The 22,408-nt window shown below is 35.6% G+C and carries 22 protein-coding genes; 12 read left to right on the top strand and 10 right to left on the bottom strand.

The window, feature by feature from the left end:
* Window positions 1-150 precede the first annotated feature (150 nt).
* Window positions 151-426, top strand: coding sequence for a YkvA family protein (locus CYAN10605_RS00305; protein WP_015217952.1), 276 nt, complete (start codon window positions 151-153; stop codon window positions 424-426).
* Between the two features lie 91 nt (window positions 427-517).
* Here CYAN10605_RS00305 and CYAN10605_RS00300 read toward each other — a convergent pair whose 3' ends face one another.
* From CYAN10605_RS00300 to CYAN10605_RS00285, 4 genes are all read right to left on the bottom strand, one after another.
* Window positions 518-799 carry a hypothetical protein gene (locus CYAN10605_RS00300; RefSeq protein ID WP_241212789.1) on the bottom strand — a complete coding sequence of 94 codons (282 nt, stop codon included), beginning with the start codon at window positions 797-799 and terminating at the stop codon, window positions 518-520.
* A gap of 145 nt (window positions 800-944) precedes the next feature.
* On the bottom strand, window positions 945-2,444 hold the full coding sequence (locus tag CYAN10605_RS00295) for a hydroxysqualene dehydroxylase (protein WP_015217950.1): 1,500 nt from the start codon (window positions 2,442-2,444) through the stop codon (window positions 945-947).
* 245 nt (window positions 2,445-2,689) lie between these two features.
* Window positions 2,690-3,001 carry a hypothetical protein gene (locus CYAN10605_RS00290; RefSeq protein WP_015217949.1) on the bottom strand — a complete coding sequence of 104 codons (312 nt, stop codon included), beginning with the start codon at window positions 2,999-3,001 and terminating at the stop codon, window positions 2,690-2,692.
* A 191-nt stretch (window positions 3,002-3,192) separates the two neighbouring features.
* Window positions 3,193-3,597, bottom strand: a complete 405-nt coding sequence (locus tag CYAN10605_RS00285) for a hypothetical protein (protein ID WP_015217948.1) — start codon at window positions 3,595-3,597, stop codon at window positions 3,193-3,195.
* Window positions 3,598-3,738: 141 nt separating this feature from the next.
* On the opposite strand from CYAN10605_RS00285, the gene CYAN10605_RS00280 reads away from it, so the two are divergent.
* Window positions 3,739-4,434: a DUF3318 domain-containing protein gene (locus CYAN10605_RS00280; protein WP_015217947.1), complete on the top strand. Its 696-nt coding sequence runs from the start codon at window positions 3,739-3,741 to the stop codon at window positions 4,432-4,434.
* A gap of 106 nt (window positions 4,435-4,540) precedes the next feature.
* Window positions 4,541-5,965 carry a glycosyltransferase family 2 protein gene (locus CYAN10605_RS00275; protein WP_015217946.1) on the top strand — a complete coding sequence of 475 codons (1,425 nt, stop codon included), beginning with the start codon at window positions 4,541-4,543 and terminating at the stop codon, window positions 5,963-5,965.
* Window positions 5,966-6,067: 102 nt separating this feature from the next.
* On the opposite strand, the gene tnpA is transcribed toward CYAN10605_RS00275, so the two are convergent.
* Entirely contained in the window at window positions 6,068-6,496 is a 429-nt protein-coding gene (tnpA, locus tag CYAN10605_RS00270) for an IS200/IS605 family transposase (RefSeq protein ID WP_015217945.1), read from the bottom strand.
* Window positions 6,497-6,537: 41 nt separating this feature from the next.
* Between tnpA and CYAN10605_RS00265 the strand changes: the two genes are divergently transcribed.
* Both CYAN10605_RS00265 and CYAN10605_RS00260 read left to right on the top strand, forming a co-directional pair.
* The gene (locus tag CYAN10605_RS00265) at window positions 6,538-7,791 is read left to right on the top strand and encodes an RNA-guided endonuclease InsQ/TnpB family protein (RefSeq protein ID WP_015217944.1); all 1,254 of its coding nucleotides are present in this window, start codon (window positions 6,538-6,540) and stop codon (window positions 7,789-7,791) included.
* A 146-nt stretch (window positions 7,792-7,937) separates the two neighbouring features.
* Window positions 7,938-8,534 carry a peroxiredoxin gene (locus CYAN10605_RS00260; protein ID WP_015217943.1) on the top strand — a complete coding sequence of 199 codons (597 nt, stop codon included), beginning with the start codon at window positions 7,938-7,940 and terminating at the stop codon, window positions 8,532-8,534.
* Window positions 8,535-8,583: 49 nt separating this feature from the next.
* Here the strand turns inward: CYAN10605_RS00260 and CYAN10605_RS00255 are convergent, their stop codons facing one another.
* Window positions 8,584-9,651: a phosphotransacetylase family protein gene (locus CYAN10605_RS00255; RefSeq protein ID WP_015217942.1), complete on the bottom strand. Its 1,068-nt coding sequence runs from the start codon at window positions 9,649-9,651 to the stop codon at window positions 8,584-8,586.
* Window positions 9,652-9,809: 158 nt separating this feature from the next.
* Window positions 9,810-10,451 carry an imidazoleglycerol-phosphate dehydratase HisB gene (gene hisB, locus CYAN10605_RS00250; protein ID WP_015217941.1) on the bottom strand — a complete coding sequence of 214 codons (642 nt, stop codon included), beginning with the start codon at window positions 10,449-10,451 and terminating at the stop codon, window positions 9,810-9,812.
* Window positions 10,452-10,508: 57 nt separating this feature from the next.
* On the opposite strand from hisB, the gene CYAN10605_RS00245 reads away from it, so the two are divergent.
* The gene (locus CYAN10605_RS00245) at window positions 10,509-11,294 is read left to right on the top strand and encodes a PIN domain-containing protein (protein WP_015217940.1); all 786 of its coding nucleotides are present in this window, start codon (window positions 10,509-10,511) and stop codon (window positions 11,292-11,294) included.
* Between the two features lie 65 nt (window positions 11,295-11,359).
* Here the strand turns inward: CYAN10605_RS00245 and CYAN10605_RS00240 are convergent, their stop codons facing one another.
* Entirely contained in the window at window positions 11,360-11,542 is a 183-nt protein-coding gene (locus CYAN10605_RS00240; protein ID WP_015217939.1) for a hypothetical protein, read from the bottom strand.
* Window positions 11,543-11,817: 275 nt separating this feature from the next.
* On the opposite strand from CYAN10605_RS00240, the gene CYAN10605_RS00235 reads away from it, so the two are divergent.
* The 3 genes from CYAN10605_RS00235 (at window position 11,818) to moaC (ending at window position 16,793) form a co-directional block, all read left to right on the top strand.
* A complete protein-coding gene (locus CYAN10605_RS00235; RefSeq protein WP_015217938.1) occupies window positions 11,818-12,024 on the top strand; it encodes a hypothetical protein in 207 nt (68 codons plus the stop codon).
* Between the two features lie 210 nt (window positions 12,025-12,234).
* Window positions 12,235-16,281, top strand: coding sequence for a hybrid sensor histidine kinase/response regulator (locus CYAN10605_RS00230; RefSeq protein ID WP_015217937.1), 4,047 nt, complete (start codon window positions 12,235-12,237; stop codon window positions 16,279-16,281).
* Window positions 16,282-16,313: 32 nt separating this feature from the next.
* Window positions 16,314-16,793: a cyclic pyranopterin monophosphate synthase MoaC gene (gene moaC, locus CYAN10605_RS00225; protein WP_015217936.1), complete on the top strand. Its 480-nt coding sequence runs from the start codon at window positions 16,314-16,316 to the stop codon at window positions 16,791-16,793.
* An 83-nt stretch (window positions 16,794-16,876) separates the two neighbouring features.
* Here the strand turns inward: moaC and rpsN are convergent, their stop codons facing one another.
* Window positions 16,877-17,179, bottom strand: a complete 303-nt coding sequence (gene rpsN, locus CYAN10605_RS00220; RefSeq protein WP_041922381.1) for a 30S ribosomal protein S14 — start codon at window positions 17,177-17,179, stop codon at window positions 16,877-16,879.
* A gap of 332 nt (window positions 17,180-17,511) precedes the next feature.
* Between rpsN and CYAN10605_RS00215 the strand changes: the two genes are divergently transcribed.
* Window positions 17,512-19,713: an ATP-dependent helicase gene (locus CYAN10605_RS00215; protein WP_015217934.1), complete on the top strand. Its 2,202-nt coding sequence runs from the start codon at window positions 17,512-17,514 to the stop codon at window positions 19,711-19,713.
* A 9-nt stretch (window positions 19,714-19,722) separates the two neighbouring features.
* Here CYAN10605_RS00215 and CYAN10605_RS00210 read toward each other — a convergent pair whose 3' ends face one another.
* Window positions 19,723-20,493 carry a TIGR01548 family HAD-type hydrolase gene (locus tag CYAN10605_RS00210; RefSeq protein WP_041922573.1) on the bottom strand — a complete coding sequence of 257 codons (771 nt, stop codon included), beginning with the start codon at window positions 20,491-20,493 and terminating at the stop codon, window positions 19,723-19,725.
* A 143-nt stretch (window positions 20,494-20,636) separates the two neighbouring features.
* On the opposite strand from CYAN10605_RS00210, the gene CYAN10605_RS00205 reads away from it, so the two are divergent.
* Both CYAN10605_RS00205 and msrA read left to right on the top strand, forming a co-directional pair.
* The gene (locus CYAN10605_RS00205) at window positions 20,637-21,290 is read left to right on the top strand and encodes an SDR family oxidoreductase (RefSeq protein ID WP_015217932.1); all 654 of its coding nucleotides are present in this window, start codon (window positions 20,637-20,639) and stop codon (window positions 21,288-21,290) included.
* Window positions 21,291-21,381: 91 nt separating this feature from the next.
* On the top strand, window positions 21,382-22,041 hold the full coding sequence (gene msrA, locus CYAN10605_RS00200) for a peptide-methionine (S)-S-oxide reductase MsrA (protein ID WP_015217931.1): 660 nt from the start codon (window positions 21,382-21,384) through the stop codon (window positions 22,039-22,041).
* Window positions 22,042-22,408: the final 367 nt, after the last annotated feature.

The following is a 22,408-nucleotide window of genomic DNA, read 5'->3' as shown; positions in this document are numbered from 1 at the left end:
TAAGATTCCAAAAATTCTCAGTTTGTTCCTTGTAATTTTTATAAATACTTTGATTATTACATTTAAGAGCGATCGCATTTTGTCCAACTGATTTGAGATTAATATATGATAGAAGTATGGAAATAAAATTTTTCTGGCTTTTAAAATATTATGAAAATTACCCCTCAAGCAATTTATAGTCTTTATAGCAATGCTATTCGTAACCCTAAATATCGTAATTGGATTATTCTTGGCACATTAATTTATGTTTTAAGTCCTATTGATATTTCCCCCGATATATTCCCCTTGGCAGGACAAATTGATGATTTTTTACTACTATCAATAATGGCGATCGAAGTTACCCAAATGGTGTTTAATAGTCAGAAAAAAGAAGAAGAAAAACCAACAGAAAAAACTGTCGATGTGGATGCAGTTTCAGTGGAATAAAGTAAATAAAAATAGGTTGGGTTGAATAAATCAAAGCCCAACATAACATAATTAAACAGGGGAATAAAAATAATTTTGATTACTCAGAAAACTAACTTTTAAACATCCCCTTAATTTTTTCGATCCATGCCAAAACGTCTTCATAGGAAATTTTCAGCAAAGATAAAACACCTATCAAGATTAAAATAGAACCAAATAAAAAGTTATTATCATATAAATATAAACCAACTATTACAATAAAATAGGGTGATAAAATACCACTAATTTTTTCCACTAATTTAACCAATGGTGGAGAGTCGATTTCTTCTAATTCCGTATCAAATAAATCCTCATTATTCTCATTAGTTAGGTTCTCTATTTCAGAGGTTGCCATTGGGTTTTTATCAGGGTTGTTTTTACTAAACATTGCTATATTTAGAGAGTTTATAATGATAAATATAAATAAAAAAGTGATTATAAGCTATATTTTTAAATTGTAATCTAAGCAATTCATCTTAATAAATTTGCGGCAAAGGTTTCTAAAGAGAAAAATTAGGAAAAAAGCCTTCCGTTACTTGACGTAGATTTTTATTTATTATACGAGCTATTTCTATATGAGGTTCGTCTTTTTGAACAGGGATAATATCAGCTTGTTTACCCTGATGGAAATATTCTATTACTTTATTTGCCGCTTCTAAACCTGTTACATAGGCTTTTTCCTGTGACCAAGAACCATGATTAGTTATAATCCAATCACCACTCATAAATAAATTAGGAATAGCTGTTTGCACTTTTAAAAGGTGTTGATAGCTACCGGGAGCAAAATGAGTCACTCCTTGAGGTATCCTAATGACGCTACTATCGATAATTTCTGCCATCGCAAATTCTGGTAAACAAGTTTTTAAATATTGATGTACTCTTTCAACAATGGCATCATCTGTCATAGATAAAAACTGATTGGCGTGGTAAAAATCTACTTCTACAACGCTTCCTTTTTCCCCTTGATATTGATCATGAAGAGCATTAAGATCGAAGAATGTCCAACCCGTAGTGCGATCGAACCCAAAACAAGCGTTAGAAGGTTGAGGAATATTCACTTTTTTATCAAACCACAGTCTGACGGCTAAAACATCGATGCCACCTAAGTTATTAAGGTTTCTAAACTGCTGATAACGGTTAAGAGACTTACTACTGCTAACGATTTTTTTGATACCCGAAACACTTACCCCAGAAATAATACTATCAGCTTCATAGACGTTATCAGAACAAACTACCCCAGTGGCTAACCCCCGCTCGTCAACTAGAATATCGGTTACTCTCTGATTCGTGACGACTTTTCCTCCTAATTTCTCAATTTCCTCTATCCAAGGTTGAAAAATTTTCTCTCCCACTGTGCCACGACACCAAACCACATCAAAATCGGGCTGATGTGCCAAGATAAAATAATACAACATCCCCAACGCCGCCGCCGCGCTACACTGCTCTCCGGGTGCAAACAAACCTACCAACAACATTGGTTCAAAGGATTCATGATATAAACGGGATGAGACTCCGTATTGTCTAAATAACTCCCTTGCGGTGATTTTATCGTATCTTCTCCATGCTTCTTCTGAATTATCAAAATCTATTACTGCATACATCAAAGGTAACGCAGAGATGCGATCGCACAATGGTAAACGATGGAATTGGGGATAGACAAAAGTACCTAAAGGGGAGGGCAAATAGGGTTGATTTTGAAAAATAGGGGAAGTGGTTTCTAAGCCGTAGGGAGAATATTGATTAGATTGAGTAAAGGCGGTAAAAGGCTCTAAATTTAGTTCTTTCACCAGATGGAAAATATTACGGTAGGGATACCAAAAGCCGTGTATTCCAGCTTCTACACTCTTACCCTGTGCGGTTTTCCAACCAGCTACTAATCCTCCTGCATGGGAGGAGGCTTCTAGTAAAGTAACATCAAAACCTTGTTTAACAAGGTGATAAGTTGCCCCTAAACCTGCCCATCCTGCACCTATAACGATGATTTTCTTATTTCTGTCCATGATTATCAATTAAGCTAATTTGCATTTCAATTAGGCTAATTTACATTTAAGTTTACTGGTGATGGTAGGGAAAAGGGAAGAGTTAAGACTGTCAGTCATTTTCAAGAATCAAATCAATAAAAAATTTAAACTAAATACGTCTTCGCCTATTATAAAATACAAAAATCTCTAAAAATCTCTCTATCTAAAACCAAAAAACACCACAGAAATCAATCAGTAGTCTTTTTGTTAAACCATTGAAAAACTTAAAAATTAGGCGTATTTCTAAATGCCCAAAAAACAGAAGTCAAAAACCCTGTTAAGAGAATAATTGATATTTGTTTCCAATTTTTGTATTCTCCTATCTTTTCTGATAATTCAGGTATTTTATCGAAAACGGGCTTCATCGTATCAATTTTAGCTTCAATCTTAGTAACAGTTTTATCAAGACTGATATAATTAGCTTCTAATTTATCAATTTTGGCTTCCATATGATCGAATCTTGAATCCATTTGCTGAAACTTAAGATTAATTAAATCCTTAAGTTCTTTTAAATCGTTTTCTATGATTGTACTCATGTTAAAATTTCTTTAGTTTTCAAGATAATCAAGATTGTAACACACATTGGATATTTCTCTAAAATAGAGACGATAACCTTAAAGCATAAATCTCTCCCCATTCCCTTGAAAAATATCATAGTTTTTATTTCCCCTGACATCTGACACCTGCAACCTGATACCTTTTCTAAGCAAGAACTGATATTCTCAGGTTAAATTATTAATTTTTTTAAATACTTTAACCACTGACTGGCAATATTAATATCGGTAAAAGGTACATCAATAGTTTGATTTTCCTTTAAACTAAACTGGAGAGTTGCTTCTCCTTTTTCCGGTAGATTATCTACATCAACGACTTGATTTTTAACTAATAGATTCAATTGGGATAAATTCTGTAGAGAAAAAGTTTTTTGCTCTTTTATTCCTTGGTTAGTGGGAATACCAATAGTGATTAAATCACCTTTTTTCCCCAACACTGAATAAATGTCATATTTGGACTTATCAAATTGTTCTGCCCATGCTTGATAAGCCTGAACTTTATCATATTCTTTTTTACCACTCCACGCTAACCAAAAGAATAGCACGAGTAACGGCAACCAGAGTAAACCACGTTCCATGTTAAAATTGGCAATTAAACTTTATTAGGACTAGCATAGAATAAAAATTGATTTTATCTCAGGAAATAATTAAAAATTGACCCTGAGTCAGTAAAATCATAGTTTATCGAAAATTATATATTTTAGAGAGTAAATATTTATATGACTTCTTATACAACTTCCTCTGCAAGGGCTGAAATGAATGAACTGAGAAGGTTGAAAACGTTACTACCGCCTGAGTTACAAAGTTGGGTGATGATTGAAGCCTCTACAGAAGTCAATCCTCCTTTAGTTCGCACAGAAGAATTAGGGAAGGATGAGGTAGAAATTCAAATTGATTTGGCAAAATGGGAAAACTTAGCGATAGATCAACGTAATCTCTTATTCTGGCATGAAGTAGCCCGAATTCAAAATGATACGATTCCCAAAGAAGGATGGGAAATGGCGGCGTTAGCTATTGGTTTAGGCGGTGCTGTAGGGGAGTTATGGGTACAAGATGGTTTATTGTTGCTTTTAGCTTTGGCTTTGTGTGGTATTTCTGGTTATCGTCTCTGGCAGAAAAATAATGGGGAGAAAAACCTAAAAGAAGCTATTGAAGCCGATGAAAAAGCGATTCAAATTGCCACTCGTTTCGGATACACCTTAAAAAATGCCTATCAAAGTCTAGGAAGTGCTTTTAAAACTTTAATAGAGCAAACTCCTAACCGTAGTCAACGCAAGAAATATGAGGAGCGTTTACAGGCTTTAAGACGTAGTGCGGCAAAAGCAAAACAACAGAAGACTCCAGAAGGCGGTAATCAACCCCTGAAAACCCCCTCCGTGCGATCGCGCTCTAGTGCCAGAATGAAAAACATTTAAAGAATTAAGAATAGAGGTTTCAGGTTTCGGGTGTCAGGTTAATAATTAATTTTATTTAATTTTCCCACTTCCTACTCATTACTCATTACTCATTACTCAAACAATGATGCCAAATAATCACCAAGATAACTACGAAAATCAAGAATTAGATCCCATCACTTCCTTTATAGATGAGTTTTCTGACCCAGAAATGGAAGAAGAGGAATTTAGAAGTGACTTTTTTCAGGGATTGTCGGGAAGGCGAAAGAAAGCCGCTTTTGCTTTGGGTATTATCTGGATTGTGACGGTAACTCTCCATCTTGTTTCTTGGAGTGTCTGGATCATAGCGATTTTAGGGATTTTTGTCACCATTCAGGCTTTAAGGTTAATGTTTGTGGCTTCTCCTACGATAAAAACCCCTGAGTTGGAAAAATTACCCTATGTTTCTTTAATGGTATCGGCAAAGAATGAAGAAGCAGTGGTGGCTAAGTTAGTGAAAATGTTGGCAAATGTGGACTATCCTCGCCATTTGTACGATTTTTGGGTAATTAATGACAATAGTAGCGATCGCACTGGTATTATTTTAGATGAATTAAAGCAGGAATATCCCCAATTAAAAGTTTTGCACCGTGATGCTAGTGCCAAAGGAGGCAAGTCTGGAGCTTTAAATCAGGCATTTTTACAAACCAAGGGGGAAATAGTGGGAGTATTTGACGCTGATGCTATTATTCCTCGTGATATTCTCTTAAAAACTGTACCTTTATTTACCGAGGAAAGAATAGGGGCGATTCAAGTCAGAAAATCTATTTCCAATAGTAACGATAATTTTTGGACAAAAGGGCAATCGGTGGAAATGGCTTTAGATAGCTACTTTCAGCAACAAAGAATCGCTTGTGGTGGTATGGGAGAATTAAGAGGAAATGGGCAGTTTGTGCGTCGATTAGCCCTAGAAAGTTGTGGCGGTTGGAACGAGGAAACCATCACCGATGATTTAGACTTAACTATTCGTTTACACCTTGATCATTGGGATATAGGTATTTTAGAACATCCTGCCGTAGAAGAAGAAGGAGTTAAAGGTGCGATCGCACTTTGGCATCAAAGAAGTCGTTGGGCAGAAGGAGGCTATCAACGCTATCTTGACTATTGGCGCTTTATTATCAGTAACCGCCTCAACTGGCAAAAAAAATTCGATCTGCTATATTTTTTCATGGTGCAGTATATCTTTCCTACCGCCGCCATTCCCGATTTAATTATGGTGACAACTCATCATACTTATCCCTTAATTGCACCTTTGAGTAGTTTAACCCTCTTTCTTGCCTTTTGGGGTATGATTATCGGCTTAAAACGTACTAACCCAGAGAAAGAATACAAATTTGCTGATTACTTACAACTGATACAAAAGAGTATCCTAGGCATGATATATATGACTCATTGGTTTATTGTAATGCCCGTTACCACTGGAAGAATGTCTATTCGTCAAAAACGTTTAAAATGGGTTAAAACAGTCCATGAAGGAGATAAAGAATTAGCTATTAGTAATATTAGCAATTAGTCATGGAAAGAATTAAGAATTAAAAATAAAAATTGAACGTCCGTTGCGGCAGTCCCCAATCTCAGGTGTAAGCGGATTGGGGAAGGATAGCAACACCTAATTTTATTTTCCCCCTTCCTGATTTTTTATATATTCTTTGAGCTTTTCGATAGTCGCACCACCCGTACTAGCTACGTAATAAGAACCAGACCAGAAAGACACTTTCCCCCAATAGTATTTTTTTACTTCTTGAGGAAATTCCTTTTTTAGCATTCTAGCCGTTGAGCTTTTTAGACAAGCGACGACTGTGGAGATAGCATTTTTAGGATGCAAGTCTAGCAAAATATGTACATGGTCTGGTTCACCGTTAAATTCTAAGATAAAGCAATCTAACTTTTTTGCTACTTGTTCTAACATTTCTCCTAGTCTTACAATCATTTCTTTTGTTAATACTTTTCTCCGATAATGAGTGACAAAAACTAGATGTAAGTGAACGCTAAAAACACTATGAGAGCTTTTTCTGGGTTTCAATACACAATCCCCCAACTGCATGATATAATAACGAATATCTTAGCAAAACTTTTTGACTATAGATGGCTATAAAAAGAGTTACATTTAGACTATATCCGAATAAAGCTCAAAACGAGAAAATGCACTATTGGCGGAGATTGCACAAGGATCTCTATAATGCGTGTATCACTCATCGCAGGGAGCAATATAAGCGATATGGTAGAAGTGTGACTTATTTTGAGCAACAAAATTCTTTACCTGAGTTTAAAGAAGTATGGATAGAATACAAGAAGCTAGGTTCTCATGCTCTCCAAGCAACGGTAAAGCGTGTTGACTTTGCCTTTCAGCGATTTTTTAAACTAAAGTCGGGTTATCCAAAGTACAAGTCTGCTAGACATTACAGAGGATGGACATATCCTTGTAAAGCAGGATGGAAGGCTCTAAGTAACGGAAAGCACGGTAGGCTTAAAATCTCAAATTTAGGAGAAATTAAGATGCGTGGACAAGCTAGAGATTGGGGTGAACCTAAAACCTGTACGATTCTGTACAAACAAGGAAAATGGTACGCATCAATCACGGTAGAGTGTATCCCTACTCGCTATCAAACGGATAAGGGAGTAATAGGGCTTGATTTTGGGGTAAATGATGCTATAGCAGATTCATCGGGGAATTTTATCGAAAATCCTCGATTTTTAAAAGAATCTCAACAAAAAATCAATAAAGTTGCAAAGAAAGCTAGGAAAAAAAGAAATCCCCGTAAAGGGATAAAAGCCTCTTGTAGATGGAAAAAGTCTGCTAAAGCCGTAGGTAAAATTCAAAGTAAAGTTGCTCGTCAACGGCACAATTGGCATCATCAAGTATCGGTAGAAATCGTTAGCCGTAATAGCTTCATCGGTACAGAGCAACTTAACATCAAGGGAATGACCAAAAAAGCTAAAAAAGGTAGTAAACGTAAAAAGCAAAAAACAGGACTTAATCGCTCTATCTTAGATGTAGGGATAGGAGAACTCAAGTCCATGATTGCTTATAAGGTAACAGAAGCAGGAGGAATGTACATAGAAATTCCTACTCGCAAAGTAAAACCCTCTCAGACTTGTCCTAAATGTGGACATCAAAAGAAAAAATCTTTATCTGAGAGGGTGCATAAGTGCGAAAACTGTGGATTTACTACTAATCGTGATACTGCTGCCGCTATGGTCATCGAAAATTACATCAGGGGTATGGAACGTGCCTCTTTAGACGCAGAGTCGTCAAGCTCTACCGAGTGTGGAAACATGAGGCAAATTGGGGCGAAGAAGCGTCAGAAACGCATTTCTCAGCGTAGCGGAAATGCGTAGTTCATAATTCCTGTACCAATGGCTTTTCTTTCATAATCACAAAATAACTTAAATCCAAATTAACTTACGATTTTTTTCATCGTGAAACAGGCATCTTGCCTGTATTTTCCTAAAAACTATTAATGTATAAAAATACCTATAGAAAGATGTTAAAAATAGGACAAAAAGCACCAGAATTTACCGCAACTGCCGTTATTGATCAAGAATTTAAAGTAGTTAAACTATCTGATTATCTCGGAAAGTATGTGGTTTTATTTTTTTATCCCCTTGATTTTACCTTTGTTTGTCCCACAGAAATTATTGCTTTTAGTGAACGTTACGAAGAATTTAGCAGTTTAAATACAGAAATTTTAGGGGTTTCTGTTGATAGTGAATTCGCTCATTTAGCGTGGATTCAAACAGAAAGAAAACAGGGTGGAATAGGAGATATTAACTATCCATTAATTTCTGATTTGTCGAAAGAAATTAGTAAAGCCTATGAAGTTTTAGACGAAAGTGCAGGGGTTGCCGCTAGGGGATTGTTTATTATTGATACGGAGGGTAACATACAACAAATTACCATCAATAATCTTTCTTGTGGACGCAGTGTAGATGAGACGTTGAGAAATCTAAAAGCCATTCAACACGTTCACTCTCATGATAACGAAGTTTGTCCTGTTGATTGGCAGGAAGGAGACAAAACCATGATTCCTGATCCGTTAAAATCAAAGTTATATTTCGAGTCTAATAGTTCATCAACCTAAAAATAGACACCCAATAAATACAGGCAAAACGCCTGTTTTAAAGTGCCAACTAGCCTAGTTTTTTTAATAATAAATCTACATTGAAATGTTCTTCAATAAGATTCTGCATACATTCTACTTTAATGGTCTCATGAAGTCTGACTTTGCCAAAAGCTCTATCAATGATTTCTACTGTGGTAAGGGTATCGCAATCTACCATCAGAATTGGAATTTCTAGGTCTTCAGCCCTTGCTAAAATGAGTTGTTGAGGTGGGGTGTGTCCGGTTAAAATCAAGCAGTTTGTAGAGCTTTCTAGGGCGGCTAATTGTAAGTCAGTGCGATCGCTTCCTGTGACTACAGCCATATTTTGTCCTTTACGGAAATACTCTAAAGCAGAGTTAACATTCATCGCCCCTACCGTTAAACTTTCCACCATTAAATCAAGGCGATTTTCTCGACACAATACCCTTGCATTTAGTTGGGAGACTAATTCTCTAACGCTAACGCTTTGTAATAGTCTGTCAGTGGGTAACATTCCCAATATATCAATCCCTCTACTTTGGAAAAAGGGTTTCAGATCACTTTCAATATGATCTAAGGCATCATTGGGGATACTATTAATTAAAACACCTAAGAGGCGATCGCCCAAAACGTCTTTTGCATGAAGAATTTGATCAACTATTAATAATCCATCGTATTTGACCACTAATAAAACTTCTGCTGAAATTTTTTCCACTATTTCTGGTACAGAAAGATTAAATAGCTTACCCTGAGTTAAATTTCCTGCACCCTCTAATAAAATTAAATCTCCCTCAATAGAATCACAATATTCCTTTAATGTATCTTGATAGTCGTCATTAATTGTCTTCAGATAATCTGTAATAGTTTTCTCATCCAAAAATAATAAAGGTGCTTTGACTCTTTCGGGGGGCAAACCGAGGATTTCACTAATGAATTGTAAATCTTGCTCATCTTGAATTCCATCATTAGGATTAAAGCAAGTGCCAATGGGCTTACCATAACCTAGTTTTACTCCTTTCTTTTGTAGCTGATGGGCAATACCTAAAATTGTGGCAGTTTTTCCAGTATAAGGCTCACTAGAAGCAATTAATAAATGTTTTGATTGAGAAGAAACCATAATAGTGAATAATGAATAGTGAATAATGAATAGTGAATAATGAATAGTGAATTAATTTTTAATTCCCATTGCCTATTACCCTTCTCTCCTTTTAAGGGGAGACACAGAGGGGTTTCCCTATTGCCTTGTCTTAATTGCTAATTACTAATTACTAATTGTTATAAAACCCCTTTAGAACTAGGTATTTCGTGAATGCGGCGGGGATCAATTTCTAAAGCCATACGCATGGCACGGGCAAAAGCCTTAAAGGTTGCTTCAATTATATGATGAGAATTAACACCATCTAGTTGGCGAATGTGTAGAGTTATCTGACTATGGTTGACTAAGGCAACGAAAAATTCTCTTACTAATTGAGTATCATAATTCCCAACTCTTTGAGTAGGAATATCTAACCCGTAGCTTAAGTGAGGACGACCAGAAAAATCAAGAGCCACTTGAATTAAAGATTCATCTAAAGGGGCAATAAAATGACCGAAACGATTGATTCCTTTACGATTTCCCACCGCAATGGCAATGGCTTGTCCTAAAGTAATACCAACATCTTCATTAGTGTGATGATCATCAATTTCAATGTCTCCAGTGGCTTGAATATCTAAATCAAGAAGTCCATGGGAACAAAGTTGGTGTAGCATATGATCAAGGAAGGGAATACCAGTATTAACATTACATTTTCCCGTGCCATCAAGATTTACGGTGACATTAATATCAGTTTCCTTTGTTGTACGACTAACAGAAGCTGTACGCTCGTAAGGATTAACGACTTGTAAATTATCCTGAGTGGGTATAGTAGAAATAGACATTAGTTAGTGTATAGGATTTATTAATAAAAAATAAAGCTATTAAATATATATTTATCTATGATACTTGTTTTTGAACTAACCACAATATTATCAGGATGTACCCGTGATTGGACTAAATTTAGTGACAAAGGTGAATGCTATTTACCTGAAGTTGTTTTACAGGAATTAAATTTTTTAACTCAAAGGGCAATCACTCCCAAAGATGAGAAAATCGCAAGGGAATTTAGTCGTTTTTTCCCTGATAGCGGTTGGCAAATAACCTCAACGATGTCATCTCATCCTGCTTTAACTGCCAAAGATGGAGAAAGTATTAGTAAAAAAGCTCGTTTATCAATTGCGATCGCAGAATCAGTATATGATTTAGCTTTAAGACATTCTGAGCAAATAGTTATTTTTGTCACTAATGACGGTAATTTGAAGCGAGAGTTAAATCAAATTGGACAAACTAATTTAGCAATCATCAGTTCATCCCAGTTGAAACAGTGGATTCGAGCGGATGAAACCCCTCAAGCAGTTCAAGATGTTATGGAAAACTTATCCTTTCAGGAAAACAATCAGGTATCTTCCCATAATTCCTTAAAAACATCTAAATTAAAGGGAATTAGTTCTTCATTGGGCAAGACCAACAATGCAAAAAACTTAAACTCAAGAAAAGTGCAATCCCAAAGGAATCTACAACGCAACACAGGAGATAACATTTTCAGTATTATCAAATCAGGATTTCTAACTGTTGCTACCCTGATAACTACCATCGGCGTAGCTTGGTATTTTATTGCACCTCAGTCATTCTGGAAAACTTGGGAGGGGATAGGACTCCCCCCATTAGAAATTAAAAATAAGTGATATTTGCCAACAAAAGCCCTTGCTCACCAACATTCTTGTAATATTCCTTTTAGATGCAGTAAATGTTAATAAGCTAATGTTTCTAACGTAGAACGTAAATACTGAGTGACTTGTTCTTCCACAGTGCCATCAAACTTGTTTTCTTTTTGCCATCTTTGAAAACCAGAACTTTTAGCAATGGCTTTTTGTAAACTGTTCCAAATTTCTTGGTCTTGAGGTAAATTATTGGCTATAGTCGATGAAATCATAACTGTTCCTTCACTAAAGATAAAGAGTGATTAAAAAGAGGTTCTATAGATAAGGATAACTCAAATCTAAATTTTATATATGTAACTTCTAATACATAGTCACGAGAGTTCTTGCTTTCTCAAGCAAAAGGTGAAAGGCAAGAAGCAGTAGTGAAAAAATTGATCACTTTGATCTAGAAATTTATTTTAATTTTAATCTGAAGAGGTCTTGGAGTTACAAAATATCGAGGTAAACTATATTATTATTGTTAGTAATTAATTACGTATTAAAGATCATGACTATTTGGGTAAATCAACAAAAAGATGGATGTGGAATTCTTCAAGCCTGTATCGCTACAAAAAATAAAGAAGCCGCACAAGATTGTCATGCCGATTGGTTAGCAAAATTAACGCCTCAACAAAAACAACAGGGGTGGGAAGTGAGCTTAATAACCGTAGAATCTTGGGATGATGTACCGGTTAATGCCTTGAAAATTAACTAATTGAAACAATTAAAACTGCGTTCACGATTGTTTTATGTCAAAAACTGAAGATGAATAGAAAGAAAAAGTTATCATTGAGTTATACTAAAAAAAACTTAATGACAAGGTTATAACATTACAGTTTCAGTGGTAAATATTTTGTCATGGGTCCATCGCCTTTAGTACTAATGTAAAATCTTGAGTTTGAGAGTTGAAAATTAGAGCAGGTCTATGATTAATAGTGAACAAGCCCACCAAGCCCAAAAATTATACAAGCAAACTCTCCTACGCTTAGGAGAAATGTTAAAAATATTAAAACAGGGGGATAATAGTCGTAATCGAGAAATTTTAAAAAATCATTGCGACTACCTATCAACTCAGGGGAAAAAACAAAATTTGTTCGGCTGGGTGGAAATCATGGAAACGGCAAAAATAGCCATCTCTCGACCAAATAATGAGTACAGCTCTACCGCCAAATTAATTATTAAAGAAATTAAAAATGCTGGTGAGCTTCTTCTTCAACAAGAAATTAATTCTATTTGTGTGAGCGATGAATTACAAGATTTAGCACCCCAAGCAAAAGCAAGATTGATGGATGTAGAAACAGTTTTTGCAGATGAAATCCCTTCCATGGAAGAAATAGAAGCACAGGCGGCGGCTACATCATCTCAGGCAGTGACCAAAAGCACATTAGACAAAGATTTGTGGGAAGAAACCTTATTTGAGGTTTCCCATAGTTCAGAAGAAAAAAATAGTCACCCTTCAGAACATGATGACAATGAAGAAGATTTAGATATTTTTGAAGGAATTGGAGATTTAGGAGAAGACGATAATTTGCTGGAAGACTGGTTTGAAGATGATTCTTTTGCAGATGATAATCCTCAAATTAGTTCTGTTTTTCTTCATGACACATCTTTTACCACCAATCATGATTCTTCTGAAGAAGTTGATGCTTTTACCAGTTTATTTGAAGGTGAAGATGAGAATATTAGTATAGACCAATGGTCTTCACTAGAACAGACAGAAGAACTAGAAGCCCAAGATTCTTTAGAATGGGAGTCGTTAGGACTAGAAGAAGAAGATTCTATTTTCCCCATAGAGGATACTGATGACTCTGAATATGATTCGTTTGTCGATGATTTATCGGATTTAGTAGAAGAGGATAATTCTTCAGAAGTAGAGCAAGAAGATTATAAAGTGACCATTAGTCAGGATAATCTTGATATAGATGATTTAGATCAATTATTCACAGAAACAGAAAGAAGTACTGTTATTATTGATGACCCTGAAGAAGAATTAGAAAATATTATTAACAGTTTAGATGATTTAGAAATAGAAGATGATTTCCCTAGCATGGGCAGTGCAAATACATTTCAAATTCTACAGCCCGTAAAATCTTCGGAAGTCAAGATCGTTTTTTATGACGAGTTTTCTGAATTAAACAATGTTTTGTCATCTAATTTATCTTGGTTAGAAAGTGATTCTTGGCAGGATTTAGAATTAATTTTAGACAACAACAAAATCAACTACTATGATCAACAGAGTGAATTAGAACGTTTAGTTAATTCTGTACCCCGTCACTTAGAAGAAGTTGATTGGCAACAACTAAGTAATATTATTGAAGATTTGCCTGAAGCGGAGTTTGGAACTGTTGATAATGCTTTTAATGCGGGAGTACAAACAAGGCAACCTCAACCGTCTCCGTTTAATGATTTAGATCAATTATTAGCACAAGCAGAGAAAGACAGGGGAAAATCTCCTCAAAGTCGCACTTCCCGTCAAGGCCATACTAAATCTAGTTCTCAGACGAAAGTTTTTGAACAAAGTATGCGTGTGCCAGTAAAACAGTTAGATAATCTCAATAACTTGATTGGGGAGATGGTTGTAAGGCGAAATCGCTTAGAAGAAGACCAAGAAAAGTTAAGACAGTTCCTCGATAATTTACTGTATCAGGTACAAAATTTAAGTGATGTCAGTGCAAGAATGCAAGATCTTTACGAGCGTAGTTTGTTAGAAGGAGCGTTAATGAACAGTCGTCGTAAGAATCAAGAAACGGTAAAAGCGCAGTTAGCAAGGACTGAAGGAAGATCGACCTATATTAGTAGCAATAGTAACACAAATACTTCTAAGTTAGAAACTCCTGAATTAGACGAGCTAGAACTCGATCGCTTCACGGGTTTTCATTTGCTATCTCAGGAAATTATAGAGTTAATTGTTAAAGTAAGAGAATCAGCCTCTGATATTCAATTCCTAGTGGATGAAACAGATCAGTTAGGAAGAAACCTAAGAGAAGTTACAACTCAACTGCAAGAAGGAATTAATAAGTCTCGCATGGTTCCTTTTGCCCAAAACGCCGATCGCCTTCCTTTACCAATTCGTAAAATAGCAGAAGGTTATAACAAACAGGTACAACTGAAGTTAGAGGGTAGAGATGTTTTAATCGATAAAATGATCCTTGAACATATTTGGGATCCTCTTTTACAAATTACGAAAAATTCGGTCACTCATGGTATCGAATTACCTGAAGAAAGGGAAGAAATGGGTAAACCGCCGGTGGGTACAATCACCGTTAGAGCATTTTTACAGGGTCAGCAAACGGTTATTTCTGTTTCGGATGATGGGGGAGGAATTGATCCTCAAAAAATTAAGAAAAAAGCAATTCAAAATAAATTAATCACTCCTGCACAGGCAAAAAATTTAAAGCCTCAAGAAGTCTATGACTTTCTTTTCCATGCCGGTTTTACCACGAAGGAAAAAGCAGACAGCCACGCAGGAAGGGGAGTTGGTTTAGATATTGTTCGCAGTAAATTAAATGAGATTAGAGGGATTGTCAGTATTGATTCTGTTGTAGGTCAGGGTACAACTTTTACCATTCGTTTGCCTTTAACGGTTACTGTTGGTAAAGCGCTTTGTTGCCTTAATGATAATACTCGTATTGCTTTCCCCATGGATGCGATCGAAGATACGAAAGATTTTACATCTAGTGAAATAAAAATTAATGCTCAAGGTCAAAAATGTATTCTCTGGAAAAATAATTTATTACCTTTCCGTCCCTTAAGTACTCTCTTGAGATATAACCGTCAGATTACCCGAAGCATTATTTACACAAGCAATAATGAAGATGAAACTATACCCATTATCATTCTCAGGGGGGGTAATAACCTTTTGGCGATTCAAGTAGATCAGGTTTTAGGGCAGGAAGAAATTGTTATCAAGCAAATATCAGGACCTTTACCAAAACCGAAGGGAATTGCTGGGGCTACGGTACGCAGTGATGGTATTGTCATGCCTATTGGAGATGTCATCGAATTAATTGAAATTGCCAACGGTAATTTAAGCCTTGACTTACCTCAAAATCTTCCTGATGTGGTTAGTAACCATGAAACCATTTATGATCTTCCCGTTAACAATCAACCATTAGTCTTAATTGTGGATGACTCGATTACGGTTAGAGAGATGTTATCTATCAGTTTCAGTAAATCAGGGTATCGGGTAGAACAGGCTAGAGATGGACAGGAAGCATGGCAAAAATTGCGATCGGGTCTTCCTTGTGATCTTGTTTTCTGCGATATTGAAATGCCGAGGATGAATGGTTTAGAACTTCTTCAACATATGCAAGAAGATGAGTCTTTAGAAAATATCCCTGTTGCCATTTTGTCTTCTCGGGGGGCAGAAAAACATCAACGTATTGCGGCTGAATTAGGAGCTTCGGCTTATTTAATTAAACCTTATGTGGAAAAAGATTTATTAGATTCTGCGGAAAGAATGATTAAGGGTGAAGTTTTACTAGCAGGTAGTCGTAAAGTTCCCAAAGTTAAGATTAATAAAGCCACAGATCCTAATATTAGATCTTCTGGGTTCGTTACTCAAGGAAAAACAAAAGGTAAATCTGCCCGTATGGTTTTAATTATTGATGATTCGGTAGTAGTACGAGAAATGTTATCTATGACCTTTAAAAAAGCAGGTTATCAAGTAGAACAAGCTAGAGATGGACAAGACGCATGGGAACAAATATCTAATGGCTTGCCTTGTGACTTGTTACTGTGTGATATTGAAATGCCGAGAATGAATGGTTTAGAACTATTGGCGAAAATGCAACAGGATGAGAACCTTTCTAAGTTACCTGTGGCAATGGTAACATCAAGGGGAGCGGAAAAACATCGTAAAATTGCGGCTGATTTGGGGGCAAAAGCCTATTTTACCAAGCCTTATCTTGAAGAAGAGTTATTAAGGGCGGCAGAAAAATTAATTGAAGGGCAAGTTTTACTTAATCCCTAATCACAGTTCAGACTGTTTACATACTCATAATAATGACAGAACAAAAAATATCTCATCTCAATTCCCAAGGAGAGGTGCAAATGGTGGATGTTTCTCTTAAATCCGTCACCTCTCGAACTGCGATCGCATCAGGAAAAGTGTTATTAAATCCCACTGCTTTAGAAACTATTTTAAAACAGAAAAACCCCAAGGGAGATCTGATCGCTACCGCCAAGATAGCCGGTATTATGGGAGCAAAACAAACATCTTCTCTAATTCCTCTATGCCATCCCCTACCGTTACAGAAAATTGCCATTGATATTCACCTAAATCAAGACAATTATTGTTATGAAATATCTGCATCTACCAAAACCAACGCAGAAACAGGGGTAGAAATGGAGGCTTTAACGGCTGTATCGATCGCCGCTTTGACCCTTTATGATATGCTCAAAGCCATAGATAAATCTATTACCATTACTGACATCAAGTTAGTCAGCAAAACGGGAGGAAAATCGGACTATAACCGAAAATAAGAATTAAAAAGAATAGATAATAAGGTGCGTTATATAATCCTTAACACACCCTACTCATCCCACTTATTTAAAGTTGGCTCAACCTACCAACTAGACTTAACCACACCGGGTAATAAACCTTGATGCGCCCATTCACGCAATACATTACGAGATAAACCAAAATCACGGTAATAACCTCTAGGTCTTCCAGTTACCCAACAACGATTACGTTGACGATAAGGAGAACTGTTGAGAGGTAATCTTTGTAATTGGCGTTGTAACTCGAATCTTTCTGCAGGATCTTCTGCGGTGCGAATTTGTTCTTTTAATTCTGCTCTTTTATGGGCATACTTAGCCACTAATTTAGCACGTTTTACTTCCCGTGCAATCATTGATTTTTTAGCCATTTAAATTAATACTTATATATTTATTTACAGTGACATAACCCTATCATCACATCAGAGGCGGGACTTTGTCCCTGTTACCTAATTATGATGTAGGCTTCTTTGGAATGGATACCAAAGCCTTTTATAGTTAAGCGATGTCTTACTCAACTTTTGTTTAATTATTTACAATAAAAATTGACACATCCTCTATCATAACCGAATTTATCGAGAAATGAAAGACTGGTGTTTAGTGAAATTAATGAGTAATGAATAATAAGTAGAAATCAGGAGTTATAAGTTAATTACTAATTGAAAGATTGTTGATATAATTTTAGCAATCCCTAATGATAAGCATGAACAACCATAGGAGAATAGAAGAAACAATCGCCCAATTCAGACAAAAACTGCGTCCGGGTCAAATAGAATTAAGTCAATGGCAGGGTGGCAAAATGGCAGTCTCTGCTGTGCCGGGTTCAGGAAAATCTTTTTCGTTAGCCGTTGCCGGTGCAATATTGGTTTGTCAAGAAAAACTAAATCCGAATCGCTATCTATTAATCGTAACTTATACTCGTTCCGCCGCCGCTAGTATTAAAGACAAAATGAGGACGATTTTAACTGAAGAATTTAAGATGCCTCCTGTGGGTTTTATGGTACAAACAATTCATGCTTTAGCGTCAAGTATTGTCAATCGTTATCCTTTTTTGTCGGGATTAAATTTAGAAACCAGTAATTTAGTCGATGTGTCTAGCAATCATCCCTTAATCCTAGAAACGGTGGAAAATTGGATGTCTCTTCATTCTCCTGCTTTTGATGCCTTGTTAAGGGGGGAAAATGAAAAGTCATTTAATTATGAAGAAAGCGAAGTTTTGCGTAGAGAATCGGTACTGCGTACGGAAGTTTTACCCAAATTTACTCATACTGTCATTAGTACCCTTAAAAGTTCTGGTTGGAATATTGATAACCTTGACAATCTAGCAAATTTAGATAATTCCGGTATTTATCCTTTAGGCACGGTAGCCTCTGAACTATATCAAGAATATCAAAAACTAATTCATAAATATCAGGTAATAGACTATGATGACTTAATTATTGGGGCATTAAACGTTCTGAATAATGAAGATGCAAGACAAACACTACAACAAGAAATTGCAGGAGTATTTGAAGATGAAGCCCAAGACTCTACACCGTTGCAGGGTGATTTAATCAGTATCTTAGCCCAAGATAAGGATTGTAGCGAACCTAATTTAGTGAGGGTGGGGGACCCCAATCAAGCAATTAATTCCACTTATACCGCTTCAGACCCCTTTTATTTTCATCAATTTTGTGAGGATTGTCGCCAAAAAAATCGATTATTTTTAATGGAACAAGCAGGAAGAAGTAATGAAAATATTATTAACTATGCTAATGAAACTTTGGCTTGGATGGCGGAAAAGGTAGAAGCAAATTTAATTGAAAAACAGGAGATAAAAATTGTTGGAGAAAATGATTCTCAACCAGACTCTAATCCTTTGGCAGAGGGGAAAGGGGTAGAATTTTATGAACCTGAAACCTTTGAGCAAGTTTTAGATTTAATGAGTGAAAGAATCATTCATTTATTTGACAAAAAAGAACAAGAAATTAATACTAATTGTGCCATTTTAGTCAGAGCTAATAAGCAGGGAAGTTTTATTTTTCAAGAATTACAAAAAAGATTATCTGCCTATGATATTCCCTTAAAACTAATAGGCGATCGCATCTCTTACAGTGATATAGTGAAAGATATACTAGGAGTTTTACAGTTTATTGCTTTTCCTCATTCTTCCAAATTTGTCTATAATATTTTGAAAATTTTGGCACAACAGGAAATTATTAGTAACCAAGATTTTGATCAATTAAGTATCTATCCTGAAAAATTTTTATATCCAACACCTTTAGATGATGCCCTAACTCCTGAGCAGGAAAAAGCTCGAAAATTTTGCCTCAAATTTCTCCAAGCCAGTATTGAATTATCTTCCTATCAACTAATTCCTTTTATTTGCTCTGTTTTAAATTATGATCAATTAGCCCTTGCTACTGCTCAAAAATTGTGCGATCGCATCCAAAAAGAAAATCAAGGAAAAATGTCCTTAAAAGCAATGATAGAGACATTAACTAATATTAATAATACAGAAAGGTTTGAAGGAGTAGAAACAGAGAATGAAGATATTTATACAAAAAAAGGTCAAATTACCATTATGACCATGCACAAATCTAAAGGTTTAGAATGGGATTATGTCTTTTTACCGTTTTATGACAAAGAAAATATTTTCTCAGAAAAAAAAATTAACGGAAGTCTTAAATTTTTGGGCAAATGTGACTTAAATGATATTATTCGCACACAACTAAGACAAGAAATCCATCAACAAAGATTAGGTAAAAAAATAGAACCCTTATCCCTTCATCAAGCCCATGAAAAAGCCATCCAAGAAAAACAAGCAGAAGAATTAAGATTACTATATGTAGCCATAACTAGAGCCAAAAAACTATTATGGATGAGTAAATCAAAAGATAACTTCCAAAATTGGCGTTATTCTTGAATATGAAATTTAAAAATCATAAAAATCAGTAATTTGATTAACTACAAAAGATGCACCGCTATCGATTAACTGTTGACGATACTTATCTCCTTTCTCATTATCATTACTAACATGGGGAGGCAAAACTCCCACTGCAATCCATTCTCTTTCAGGTTTTATTTCTTTTGCTTTCATAACAGTAATAATATCTGCTACAGTATCCCCTAAATAAATTACGGGTAAAGAATTATCAAGAGAAAGTTTTTCTTCTAATAAATTGACGGCTAAAAACAAACCAGTAGGATCAGGTTTACTAGGAGCGTCATCCATTGCCACTAACACGGGATTCTCTAAACCTAAGCGGCGTTGTAAGATATATTGGGCAGAACCATTTGTTGCACCGCTAAAAAAGCCCCAATATAAATTATTTTTATCCAATATCTCGAAATACTCCCTACTCACCAAAAGAGGCTCAGAAGAAATATAACCATCCCAGCTTGTTGGTTGTTCTAAATTTTGCCCTCGATAACGTCTTTGAAAAAAATCCACAATTTCCTCATAATTAAGGTTAATCTCATCTCTGGATTTCCCCATCTGCTCAAAATAACGATAAATCAACTCTTGTGAACCTAACCAGTCATTATTCCAAATTCCCTCCGCCTTCAAACTATCAATATCCTCCATTGAAGGGCGATAATGATTATTCGTAAAATGTTCTACCGTATCCGCTAAAGCACGACGATAAGAATTAGTAACGTCACGAATCACACCATCAATATCAAAAATAACAATCGCTGACATGAGATTTTTGTTAATCTTAATCTTAATTTTTCCTTCACCCATCTTAAATTATTTTTGCATTGCCTAATACTTTGCTTTGATTAACTCTGCTCAAGAGGAGAATGTAAGCAATATAATCAAGAAAAATATAAAGAATATATTCGATGAAAATATTAGTTGTTGGGGCAACAGGGCAAACAGGTAGAAGAATCGTTGCCGAATTAGTAAAGCGAAAAATACCCGTCATGGCAATGGTAAGAGATAAAGCTAAAGCTAGAGATGTTTTACCTGCCTGTGTGGATTTAATTATCGCAGATGTTTTGAATCCCTCCTCCTTTGCTTCTGCAATGGACGAATGCGATATTGTTATTTGTGCCGCCGGTGCAACCCCTAGTTTAGACCCAACAGTTTTTTATTGGGTGGATTACGAGGGAACTAAAAATTTAATTAACGTGGCAAAGAAAAAACAAATCGAAAAATTTATTCTTGTTACTTCTTTGTGTGTGTCTCGCTTTTTTCATCCCCTCAATTTATTCGGCTTAGTACTTTTTTGGAAAAAACAAGCTGAAAATTATTTAATCGATAGTGGTTTAACTTATACTATTATTCGTCCCGGGGGTTTAAGGAATGAAGATAATCAATACTCTTTGATTGTAGGTGAAGCAGATACTTTATTTGAGGGTTCAATCTCTCGTCAAGAAGTGGCAAAAGTTTGTATAGAATCCATTTTTTATCCTGAAACGAATAATCGCATCCTAGAAATTATACAAGCAGAGTCCGCTCCGGCAAAAGATTGGCAAGAATTATTAGCTGTTTAGAAACATTATTTCCAATTAGCCAAAAACTCTCAATCCCAAAATCTTGGGTATAAAATTGAATATGAAGAAATATTAAAATTTAGTAGTTATTATGTTTTTATTTGGCTTAGGAAATAAGAAATTAACTCTGCCCACCCCAGAAGAAGCATTACCCGGCAGAAAAGACAAGATGCCCATTCCTAGTAAACACTATGTTAATGGTAATCCGATGAAACCGCCTTATCCTGAAACTATGGAAAAAGCGATGTTTGGGATGGGTTGTTTCTGGGGGGCTGAAAGGAAATTTTGGCAGTTAGAAAAAGGTATTTTTATCACTGCGGTGGGTTATAGTGCTGGTTTAACTCCTAATCCTACTTATGAAGAAGTGTGTAGCGGCTTAACTGGTCATAATGAGGTAGTTTTAGTGGTTTACGATCCTAAAATTATCAGTTATGAGACTCTGTTAAAAGTATTTTGGGAAAATCATGATCCTACTCAGGGAATGCGTCAGGGCAATGATAAAGGTACTCAGTATCGTTCGGGTATTTATACTTTTTCTGATACACAAAAAGCCTTAGCAGAAAAATCAAAAGCCTTATATCAGGAAGAATTAAGTAAAGCAGGTTATACAGAAATAACCACAGAAATTATTGATGCCCCAGAGTTTTACTTTGCCGAAGGTTATCATCAACAGTATCTTGCTAAAAATCCTAATGGTTATTGTGGTTTAGGGGGAACAAAAGTTTGCTTACCTAACACTAATTTGAGTTAACATTCCACCTAACTGAATTCGAGATAAAGATAAAAAGGTATCAGGTGTTAGTTGTAGGAAAATATTTAATTTTAAGAAATATTTAGTTTTATTTTCATTAAAGCTATCCGAGAGTTTAATGGATGTAGTCTTTGTGGGTGAATTGAGTTTGTAGCGAGGAAAACAGGGGATTTCTGGTAGCAAAAAAACAACCTAAGTTGAATGGGAAAAATTTTGTGATTTTATTTTTTTTGTGCAAGAGGGTTATGTGTTTGGAAAAAAAGATGCTATAATTAAACTCGAGAATAAAGATTTAGTGACAACGTTTGTTTTTAGTATTGATAGAATCGACTATTAAAGTATTGGCAGACTTATTTCCCAGATCTTC

The sequence above is a fragment of the Cyanobacterium aponinum PCC 10605 genome, assembly GCF_000317675.1.
Classification (GTDB): Bacteria; Cyanobacteriota; Cyanobacteriia; order Cyanobacteriales; family Cyanobacteriaceae; genus PCC-10605.
This window is presented reverse-complemented; position numbering and strand designations above follow the sequence as displayed.

Excerpts from the sequence above, each read along its gene's own strand:
- CYAN10605_RS00305 (WP_015217952.1), top strand. The coding sequence starts at position 151 with ATGAAAATTACCCCTCAAGCAATTTATAGTCTTTATAGCAATGCTATT.
- CYAN10605_RS00300 (WP_241212789.1), bottom strand. The coding sequence starts at position 799 with ATGGCAACCTCTGAAATAGAGAACCTAACTAATGAGAATAATGAGGAT.
- CYAN10605_RS00295 (WP_015217950.1), bottom strand. The coding sequence starts at position 2,444 with ATGGACAGAAATAAGAAAATCATCGTTATAGGTGCAGGATGGGCAGGT.
- CYAN10605_RS00290 (WP_015217949.1), bottom strand. The coding sequence starts at position 3,001 with ATGAGTACAATCATAGAAAACGATTTAAAAGAACTTAAGGATTTAATT.
- CYAN10605_RS00285 (WP_015217948.1), bottom strand. The coding sequence starts at position 3,597 with ATGGAACGTGGTTTACTCTGGTTGCCGTTACTCGTGCTATTCTTTTGG.
- CYAN10605_RS00280 (WP_015217947.1), top strand. The coding sequence starts at position 3,739 with ATGACTTCTTATACAACTTCCTCTGCAAGGGCTGAAATGAATGAACTG.
- CYAN10605_RS00275 (WP_015217946.1), top strand. The coding sequence starts at position 4,541 with ATGCCAAATAATCACCAAGATAACTACGAAAATCAAGAATTAGATCCC.
- tnpA (WP_015217945.1), bottom strand. The coding sequence starts at position 6,496 with ATGCAGTTGGGGGATTGTGTATTGAAACCCAGAAAAAGCTCTCATAGT.
- CYAN10605_RS00265 (WP_015217944.1), top strand. The coding sequence starts at position 6,538 with ATGGCTATAAAAAGAGTTACATTTAGACTATATCCGAATAAAGCTCAA.
- CYAN10605_RS00260 (WP_015217943.1), top strand. The coding sequence starts at position 7,938 with ATGTTAAAAATAGGACAAAAAGCACCAGAATTTACCGCAACTGCCGTT.
- CYAN10605_RS00255 (WP_015217942.1), bottom strand. The coding sequence starts at position 9,651 with ATGGTTTCTTCTCAATCAAAACATTTATTAATTGCTTCTAGTGAGCCT.
- hisB (WP_015217941.1), bottom strand. The coding sequence starts at position 10,451 with ATGTCTATTTCTACTATACCCACTCAGGATAATTTACAAGTCGTTAAT.
- CYAN10605_RS00245 (WP_015217940.1), top strand. The coding sequence starts at position 10,509 with ATGATACTTGTTTTTGAACTAACCACAATATTATCAGGATGTACCCGT.
- CYAN10605_RS00240 (WP_015217939.1), bottom strand. The coding sequence starts at position 11,542 with ATGATTTCATCGACTATAGCCAATAATTTACCTCAAGACCAAGAAATT.
- CYAN10605_RS00235 (WP_015217938.1), top strand. The coding sequence starts at position 11,818 with ATGACTATTTGGGTAAATCAACAAAAAGATGGATGTGGAATTCTTCAA.
- CYAN10605_RS00230 (WP_015217937.1), top strand. The coding sequence starts at position 12,235 with ATGATTAATAGTGAACAAGCCCACCAAGCCCAAAAATTATACAAGCAA.
- moaC (WP_015217936.1), top strand. The coding sequence starts at position 16,314 with ATGACAGAACAAAAAATATCTCATCTCAATTCCCAAGGAGAGGTGCAA.
- rpsN (WP_041922381.1), bottom strand. The coding sequence starts at position 17,179 with ATGGCTAAAAAATCAATGATTGCACGGGAAGTAAAACGTGCTAAATTA.
- CYAN10605_RS00215 (WP_015217934.1), top strand. The coding sequence starts at position 17,512 with ATGAACAACCATAGGAGAATAGAAGAAACAATCGCCCAATTCAGACAA.
- CYAN10605_RS00210 (WP_041922573.1), bottom strand. The coding sequence starts at position 20,493 with ATGTCAGCGATTGTTATTTTTGATATTGATGGTGTGATTCGTGACGTT.
- CYAN10605_RS00205 (WP_015217932.1), top strand. The coding sequence starts at position 20,637 with ATGAAAATATTAGTTGTTGGGGCAACAGGGCAAACAGGTAGAAGAATC.
- msrA (WP_015217931.1), top strand. The coding sequence starts at position 21,382 with ATGTTTTTATTTGGCTTAGGAAATAAGAAATTAACTCTGCCCACCCCA.